The organism is Brumimicrobium glaciale (assembly GCF_004152935.1).
GTDB classification, from domain to species: domain Bacteria; phylum Bacteroidota; class Bacteroidia; order Flavobacteriales_D; family Crocinitomicaceae; genus Brumimicrobium; species Brumimicrobium glaciale.
Map to the genome: position 1 here is coordinate 386,913 of NZ_SETE01000006.1, position 7,826 is coordinate 394,738.

Genomic DNA, 7,826 nt, shown 5'->3' on the forward strand with positions numbered 1-7,826 from the left:
AAGGAGCAGGAATTAATGTCCTGCTCCTCTGAAATTTATACTAATTCTATACTTCTATTTACGAAGTTTGTCAGCGCTTCACCTTTTAACATGCCTTGTGAAAGCATTGCTAAATCGGTTAATTGCTTCGCCTTTTGTGAACGTTCTTCACCTTTGGCCGCTAAAATACTTGAAATTTTTGGATGGTTGCTATTCACAATCATATTATAAGTTTCAGGAAATGCTCCGAAGAATCCTGCACCGCCCATTGCTTGTTGTTCCTTCATTCTTCTAATGAACTCAGGTTGAGTCACCATGATTGGAGCATCAGTTTCTGACATGCTTTCAAACTGAACTTTATACTTGTCTTTGTTTACAGTTCCTTCAAAAATTGGTTGTAATTCTTTTTGCTCATCTTCACTTAATTTAGAAGGGATATTCTCCTCTTTCTGAATTAATTTATCCAAAGTATCAGCATCAACTCTAGCAAAACTTACATTATCTAGAGAAGATTCCATTTTTTGAATCCAGTGAGAAACAAGTGGTCCTTGCAATTCAATTACTTTGTAACCTCTGTCATTTGCAGATTTCACAAAACTGTATTGCTCATCTTTGCTATTTGTATAAAGGAAAACTGTTTTTCCGTCTTTATCCGTTTGTGTAGCTTTTACTGCTTCTTTAAATTCTTCTGGTGTGTAGAATTTACCATCTGTACATTCCATCAAGTGGAAAGCCTTTGCTCTATCAGCAAATTTGTCATCAGACAACATTCCATACTCAGAGAAGATACGTAAATCGCCCCATTTCTCTTCAAAGTCCTTGCGGTCTTTGTTGAACATTTCTTTCAATTTGTCAGAAACTTTTTTAGAAATGTGAGCACTGATTTTCTTAACATTGCTATCACTTTGCAAGTAAGAACGAGAAACGTTTAATGGAATATCTGGAGAATCAATAACACCATGTAAAAGCGTTAAAAATTCTGGTACAATTTCCTCAACACTATCCGTAATGAATACTTGGTTCGAGTACAATTGAATTTTATTCTTCTGAACTTCTACATTTTCCTTAATCTTAGGGAAATATAAAATTCCTGTAAGGTTAAATGGATAATCTACGTTCAAGTGAATGTGGAACAAAGGATCATCAACCGTTGTAGGATATAACTCTCTGTAAAATTTAGTGTAATCTTCTTTTGATAACTCAGCTGGCATTTTCGTCCATGCTGGAGTTGGATTGTTGATTTGATTAGGAACGTCAATTGAAACTTTCTTTACATTTCCTTCCTCATCTTTTTCTCCTTTTGGGTCATCGATTTTTTCTGAATATGTTCCGAAAATCACAGGAACAGGCAAGAATTTACAGTATTTATCCAAAATTCCACGAACTCTAGATTCTTCTAGAAATTCTGCAGACTCTTCGTTGATATGTAAAATGATATCAGTACCGCGCGTTGCTTTTTCAGTATCTTGAATTGTATATTCAGTCGTTCCCGTACTTTCCCATTTCACTGGAGTAGCATCATCGTAACGACCTAAAGTAATGATCTCAACCTTTTCAGCTACCATGAATGCAGAATAAAATCCTAATCCAAAGTGACCAATAATTGATTCTTTACTGTCTGAATCTTTATATTTCTGAACGAATTCTTCCGCTCCAGAGAATGCGATTTGGTTGATGTATTTATCAATTTCGTCAGCAGTCATTCCAATACCATTATCTCTAATAGTTAATGTCTTTGCTGCTTTATCTAAAATAACTTCAACTTTTAATTCACCAACTTCTTTATCATATTCTCCATTCTTGGATAAAACTTTTAGTTTCTGAGATGCATCTACAGCATTCGATACCAATTCACGCAAGAATATTTCGTGATCTGAATACAAAAACTTTTTTATGATCGGGAATATATTTTCCGTCTCTACATTAATATGACCTTTTTTCATTCTATTTTATTTTTTGTTGACGATTGTGATAGGTCAATCTTTGTGCCATGTGGTTTGGTCTGTCAAAATGTCGCGTAGCTGTGCAACTGCAGCGCAACATCCTGACTCGGGAGCGCTATAGTTTTTATTTTCTAAGCATTATTGCTTTCGCATGGCAGCGCTTCAGTTGTATTTTTGTAGCTAATATCTCGAAGCCCAATTTTTTTCGCACGGCTGCGCTTTGGCCACCTTGCAGTTTGTTTTCGGAGTTTAATTCTCTTCGCTTGGCCGCGCTGCAGTTGCACTGCTGCGCCTTATCTTACGAAGCCTAAACTTTTTGTTTTTATGTCTTAGATTATTCAAACTTTTACTTATCTTCATATAACCATCTTAAATCAAATCAAATCAAATGAAACAAGGTTTCAAACACACAATTAAAAAGAATGTTTACTATTACCTAACACTTACCGTTGTTAATTGGGTAGATGTTTTTACACGAAAGAATCACAAGAAAGTTGTCGTAGACTCTTTGCGATATTGTATCAAAAATAAAGGACTCAATGTTTATTCTTGGTGTTTAATGTCAAATCATTTACACATGGTCGTTAATTGTGATGAACCGTTTCAGCTTAGTGACGTAATTAGAGATTTGAAAAGACATATCGTAAAACAAGTTCTATTTCAAATAATGAACGAACCTGAAAGTAGGAGGGATTGGATGCTCGAAAATTTCAGAAATGAAGCAATGAAAACTACACGAAACGAAGATTACAAATTTTGGAAAGTTGGAAGTCACGCAATAGAGCTTTTTAGTGAAGATTTTGTTTGGCAAAAAATCAATTATATTCACAATAATCCTGTTGAAGCTATGCTTGTAAGAAATCCAGAAGATTGGATTCACTCATCAGCTTCTAATTACTTGAATGGAAATGGGATTCTGAAAGAAGTTCATTGTTTAGTTCCGCCTTTGAGGAGTGTGAGATAAATATAGCGCTGCTCCCAAAAGCTTTGGGAGCAGCGCTACATTTATCTTACGGCATTTTGATTCTTTTTGAGCTTAACAAAATTTCAATTTCATCTTTTTTAATCCTAAATATATTCTCGAAGTTTGATTTATTTCGCTGAGCAGCGCTGCAGTTGCACTGCAGCGCCTGATATAGCGAAGCCTAATTCTCTCCGCTTGGCAGCGCTGTTTTTTAACATCGAATATCCGATTGATTATTCCTTGACTGTTACAGGACAACCAACGGCCCTTGTGACGTCAATAAAGGGTGTTTTTCCTTTTTCTAAAGCTACAATAGCCTCTTCAATGTAGCTAACTTTTACAGCGTTGGGTGACTTCGCATTATCGTCTAATGTCCCAATGTATTGCACTTTCATTTCGCTATCCAACAAAAATACATGCGGTGTTCTAACTGCGCCAAATTCAGGAGATATTTTTTGGTCTTCATCAGCCAAATACACAAAAGGAAACGCTTTATCTTCGGCTCTTTTTTGCATGGCTGCCAGGTTTTCTTTTTCATTCGACTCACTAAAATTGGGATTGATGGCTATAACGGAATAACCTTTTGAGGCGTATTTCTGGTGAAGGGTAATGAGCCGATCTTCATAGATTTTTGCATATTGACATTCGTTACACGTAAATACCACGACATATCCTTTTGCTCCTTCAATATCGGACATAGAAAATAGCTCCCCATCCACATTTTTCAGTTCAAAATCGCGAGCAGCATCTCCAATCTTATATCCACCAATTTCTTCAAGTGTTTTTGTTTGAACAAAGCCAAGGTCATCATTTTGAATTGAGTTGACTTTTTCTTTTTGTGGTCGTTCACTTCTTTCTCCGCCACCTCTTTCTCCGCCACCTCTTCCGCCACCGCCGCCTCGTCCTTGGGCGTTAGCTGTTACGCTTGTAAATAAGCAGCTTGTCAGAATAATTGCCGTTATAAATACATTTTGTCTTGTCATATTAATTGATTTTAAAAGGTAATGATTTCATTTTCTCAAATATTCAAAGTCAACAGAAAGCCTTTCATGAAGACCCTTGCTTTCGTCATAAAAAATTAAACAATAGAGTAGTGCGCCAGAAAAGTTCCATGGAATTCTCGCGTGTGCGAAGATTTTTCACAAACATTATGTTGAACAAACAAGGTGATACTTTCATTTTTTTCTAATTAGAAAAACAAAGATACATGCGATCCACCAAGAAATAAATTAAAATAGATGTTAGGGTATTTTCAATCTACCAGTTCTCGTATTTTATCTATGACTTGAATGTGGTTGAATTAAATAAGTTGTTAAATAGTTTTTAAAGGACTTGGCTGGTAGGGTAGTTTTTTTTGGAGGATTAGCTTCGCTGTTCCTATTTTGTTCCGAATTCCGAAAATGAAAGCCAAATTCATTCTGAATTTTTCGTCTTTTTCCGTTAAGCAATTTTTTCGTTCAAGGTTAAATATCAAGTTAAACCGTTTTGCGCGCACGTTGGGCTAATATTCTTAGCACAAAAACGTCCGATTCTTTGGTTAAAACGATAGTGCACGCACGTTAAGAGTTGTTTTAAACAAAACCCGTTAAACAACTGAAAAAAAGCGGAAATGAACGTCCAAATGCGCAAACTAAACTAACCACAAAATATTTAAGTAAATCGTGAGGTTTACCAGTGATATTTAATGGATGAGGCTTTGAGGCGGCCTGTTTGCTAAATGTTTTATCGAAGATACAAACCTGAAAGTAAGAGGGATTGGATACTTGAAAATTTCAGAAGTGAAGCAAGGAAAACTTCACGAAACGAAGATTACAAATTTTGGAAAGTTGGAAGTCACGCAATAGAGCTTTTTAGTGAAGATCTTGTTTGGCAAAAAATCAATTATATTCACAATAATCCTGTTGAAGCTATGCTTGTAAGAAATCCATCAGATTGGATTCATTCATCAGCCTCGAATTATAGGAATGGAGAAGGGATTTTGAAAGAGATTCATCGTTTAGTTCCGCCTTTAAGGACTGTAAGATAAATGTAGCGCAGCTCCCAAAAGCTTTGGTTTTTATTTTCGAAGTATAATTTCTTTCGCTGAGCAGCGCTGCAGTTGCACTGCTGCGCTTAATTTTGCGAAGCCTAAAGTTTTTCTTTCGTGATGTATTTGTAACGCCGAGGAAGGTTTTGGATATAATTAGGCTTCTACGCGCCTAGAATTCAGTAGAAGTCATAGTACTTTGGAGATACGAGCCGATGAATGAAGCGGAGGTCTCAATTGGTTACTCGAAAATTTCAAATGAAGCAATGAAAACTACACGAAACGAAGATTACAAATTTTGGAAAGTTGGAAGTCACGCAATAGAGCTTTTTAGTGAAGATTTTGTTTGGCAGAAAATCAATTATATTCACAATAATCCAGTTACGGCAATGCTTGTAAGGAATCCAAAAGATTGGATTCACTCATCAGCCTCGAATTACTTGAATGGAAATGGGATTTTGAAAGAAGTACATTGTTTGGTTCCGCCCTTGAGGAGTGCAAGATAAATATAGCGCAGCAGTGCAACTGCAGCGCGACATTTATCTTACGGCATTTTGATTCTTCGTAAGATATACAAAATCTCAATTTTATCTTTTTTAATCCTAAATATAGTCTCGAAGCTTGATTTTCCTCGTGTAGTAGCAGTTTTTATTTTCGAAGTATAATTTCTTTCGCTGAGCAGCGCTGCAGTTGCACTGCTGCGCTTAATTTTGCGAAGCCTAAAGTTTTTCTTTCGTGATGTATTTGTAAGGCCGAGGAAGGTCTTGGATATAATTAGGCTTCTACGCGCCTAGAAGTCATAGTACTTTGGAGATACGAGCCGATGAATGAAGCAGAGGTCTCAATTGGTTACTCGAAAATTTTAGAAATGAAGGAATGAAAAGCGGACGAAATGAAGATTACAAATTTTGGAAAGTAGGAAGTCATGCAATTGAGCTTTTTAGTGAGGATTTCGTATGGCAAAAAATCAATTATATTCACAATAATCCTGTTGAAGCTATGCTTGTAAGAAATCCAGAAGATTGGATTCACTCATCAGCTTCTAATTACTTGAATGGAAATGGGATTCTGAAAGAAGTTCATTGTTTAGTTCCGCCTTTGAGGAGTGTGAGATAAATATAGCGCTGCTCCCAAAAGCTTTGGGAGCAGCGCGACATTTATCTTACGGCATTTCGATTCTTTTTGAGCTTAACAAAATCTCAATTTCATCTTTTTTAATCCTAAATATATTCTCGAAGTTTGATTTTCCTCGTGTAGTAGCAGTTTTTATTTTCGAAGTATAATTTCTTTCGCTGAGCAGCGCTGCAGTTGCACTGCTGCGCTTAATTTTGCGAAGTCTAAAGTTTTTCTTTCGTGATGTATTTGTAACGCCGAGGAAGGTCTTGGATATAATTAGGCTTCTACGCGCCTAGAAGTCAGTAGAAGTCATAGTACTTTGGAGATACGAGCCGATGAATGAAGCAGAGGTCTCACAACTAAAGGAAGGACTGAACGTTAGTTTTTTTTGAAATTAGAATGAGAAAGTTTTTGCTTAGCTCATTTCTAAAGTAAGAAATAGTTGCGGTTGGTTTAAAGGGTTGTTGTGGAGTTGATTAGTGGGTTGAAGTATGCGAGACCCGCACGTTAGGAGGTTTAAGATATGTTATTATATATTTTAATAATTTCCAATTAGAGATTCATATGGAATATTCAACTTTTCATGTAGGTTTCTTATCATATTTAGAGAAAGTTTTCTTTTTTTACTTAAAATTTCAGACACACGGCTTTTGTAGCCTATGATTTCAGCTAATTCTTTATTTGACATTTGCATTTGTTCCATTCTGAACTTGATTGCTTCAATTGGATCAGGGGCTTCGATTGGATAAAGTTCTTCCTCATATTTCTCTATCAATAAGGACAACAGCTCTGCTTCGTCTCCGTCTTTTGTATTAGCAGGAGCGTGAAAAATTTTTTCAAATCTATTTAAAGCTTGATTGTAATCTTCTTCTGTTTTAATAATTTTTACTTTCATAGTTTCTAAATTTTTTCTGCGTCAATGTTATCATATTGATTATGTGTTCCAATAAATCTGATAAAAGCCCATTGTCTTTCGTAGTTGATTTCAACAACAAGTCTGTAATTGTTGCCACAAATGTCAAATACAACTCTACCGCTTTTTAAAATACTTGCTTTTGCATATTCGGATTTAATATCCGCTGGGTTTTTCCAATTTGCTTTAGAAGCTTCCTTGTACCAAGTTTTAAGTTGTTGTTCAGCATCATTGTGTTTTTCCCAAAACTCGCGTAATATCTTTTTTGCAAAAACTCTCATTAATTATCAAATTTACAACAAATATACCGAAAAGTTACCAATATGGTAAAATTAATTATATAGTCTTTTATGTAGGATATTCTCTAATAGAACCCTCTTTTTGTGTACTATTAACTCAACATTTATTAGGGTAATGGCTGGAATGAATAAAGTCAGAATTTTTTAGTCTAAAGACTTTTGTTTTTTTATTATATATTAAAGCTAAACACATGTAATATCTCTTAATTAAATATAAAGAGTTCCCTGAATTAATCGCCCTTCTCTTCCGAAAATTGGTATAAAGGTGAAGGAGATAAGGAGTGTTATTATTACAAGGCTAGAAATGATTGGTGTGGTTTATTGGTTTTTCTATTTAATGCCATAACGTTTGAGCCTTTGCGGGGGCCTGTTTGCTAAATGTTTTATCGAAGATACAAACTTTTAGATTTACATGAATGTAAAAATCGAAGGTTTTTACAGGCTGACCGTCAAAGGCTGTGTGTGTGCCTTGAATGGTAAATATAAAGAAATTCTCACAACTTGTTGAGAGAAAGTCCAGAGAGTGTAAGTCTCTCATGTGCTGGGGTAACGCCTGGAAACATTAGTAAGTCGCAAGCTGGTTTGG

At 35.5% G+C, this 7,826-nt stretch carries 8 protein-coding genes; 4 read left to right on the plus strand and 4 right to left on the minus strand.

Going from position 1 to position 7,826, the window contains the following annotated elements; all coding sequences use genetic code 11:
- Positions 1–35: 35 nt before the first annotated feature.
- On the minus strand, positions 36–1,922 hold the full coding sequence (gene htpG, locus ERX46_RS15135) for a molecular chaperone HtpG (protein WP_130094696.1): 1,887 nt from the start codon (positions 1,920–1,922) through the stop codon (positions 36–38).
- A gap of 388 nt (positions 1,923–2,310) precedes the next feature.
- Here htpG and ERX46_RS15140 point away from each other — a divergent pair, with 388 nt between their 5' ends.
- Positions 2,311–2,886: an REP-associated tyrosine transposase gene (locus ERX46_RS15140; protein ID WP_130094697.1), complete on the plus strand. Its 576-nt coding sequence runs from the start codon at positions 2,311–2,313 to the stop codon at positions 2,884–2,886.
- 233 nt (positions 2,887–3,119) lie between these two features.
- On the opposite strand, the gene ERX46_RS15145 is transcribed toward ERX46_RS15140, so the two are convergent.
- Positions 3,120–3,869, minus strand: coding sequence for a thioredoxin family protein (locus ERX46_RS15145; RefSeq protein ID WP_130094698.1), 750 nt, complete (start codon positions 3,867–3,869; stop codon positions 3,120–3,122).
- 734 nt (positions 3,870–4,603) lie between these two features.
- Between ERX46_RS15145 and ERX46_RS15150 the strand changes: the two genes are divergently transcribed.
- From ERX46_RS15150 to ERX46_RS15160, 3 genes are all read left to right on the plus strand, one after another.
- Positions 4,604–4,912 (plus strand): hypothetical protein, encoded by a 309-nt coding sequence (locus tag ERX46_RS15150; protein WP_130094699.1) that lies wholly within the window; start codon positions 4,604–4,606, stop codon positions 4,910–4,912.
- Between the two features lie 266 nt (positions 4,913–5,178).
- A complete protein-coding gene (locus ERX46_RS15155) occupies positions 5,179–5,418 on the plus strand; it encodes a hypothetical protein (protein WP_130094700.1) in 240 nt (79 codons plus the stop codon).
- Positions 5,419–5,788: 370 nt separating this feature from the next.
- Entirely contained in the window at positions 5,789–6,028 is a 240-nt protein-coding gene (locus tag ERX46_RS15160) for a hypothetical protein (protein WP_130094701.1), read from the plus strand.
- 538 nt (positions 6,029–6,566) lie between these two features.
- On the opposite strand, the gene ERX46_RS15165 is transcribed toward ERX46_RS15160, so the two are convergent.
- Both ERX46_RS15165 and ERX46_RS15170 read right to left on the minus strand, forming a co-directional pair.
- Positions 6,567–6,923, minus strand: a complete 357-nt coding sequence (locus ERX46_RS15165; RefSeq protein WP_130094702.1) for a helix-turn-helix domain-containing protein — start codon at positions 6,921–6,923, stop codon at positions 6,567–6,569.
- 5 nt (positions 6,924–6,928) lie between these two features.
- Complete coding sequence (locus tag ERX46_RS15170; protein ID WP_130094703.1) at positions 6,929–7,222, minus strand: type II toxin-antitoxin system HigB family toxin; 294 nt, start codon at positions 7,220–7,222, stop codon at positions 6,929–6,931.
- Positions 7,223–7,826 lie beyond the last annotated feature (604 nt).

Coding starts and splice junctions, on each gene's coding strand:
- htpG (WP_130094696.1), bottom strand. CDS start 1,922: ATGAAAAAAGGTCATATTAATGTAGAGACGGAAAATATATTCCCGATC.
- ERX46_RS15140 (WP_130094697.1), top strand. CDS start 2,311: ATGAAACAAGGTTTCAAACACACAATTAAAAAGAATGTTTACTATTAC.
- ERX46_RS15145 (WP_130094698.1), bottom strand. CDS start 3,869: ATGACAAGACAAAATGTATTTATAACGGCAATTATTCTGACAAGCTGC.
- ERX46_RS15150 (WP_130094699.1), top strand. CDS start 4,604: ATGTTTTATCGAAGATACAAACCTGAAAGTAAGAGGGATTGGATACTT.
- ERX46_RS15155 (WP_130094700.1), top strand. CDS start 5,179: ATGAAAACTACACGAAACGAAGATTACAAATTTTGGAAAGTTGGAAGT.
- ERX46_RS15160 (WP_130094701.1), top strand. CDS start 5,789: ATGAAAAGCGGACGAAATGAAGATTACAAATTTTGGAAAGTAGGAAGT.
- ERX46_RS15165 (WP_130094702.1), bottom strand. CDS start 6,923: ATGAAAGTAAAAATTATTAAAACAGAAGAAGATTACAATCAAGCTTTA.
- ERX46_RS15170 (WP_130094703.1), bottom strand. CDS start 7,222: ATGAGAGTTTTTGCAAAAAAGATATTACGCGAGTTTTGGGAAAAACAC.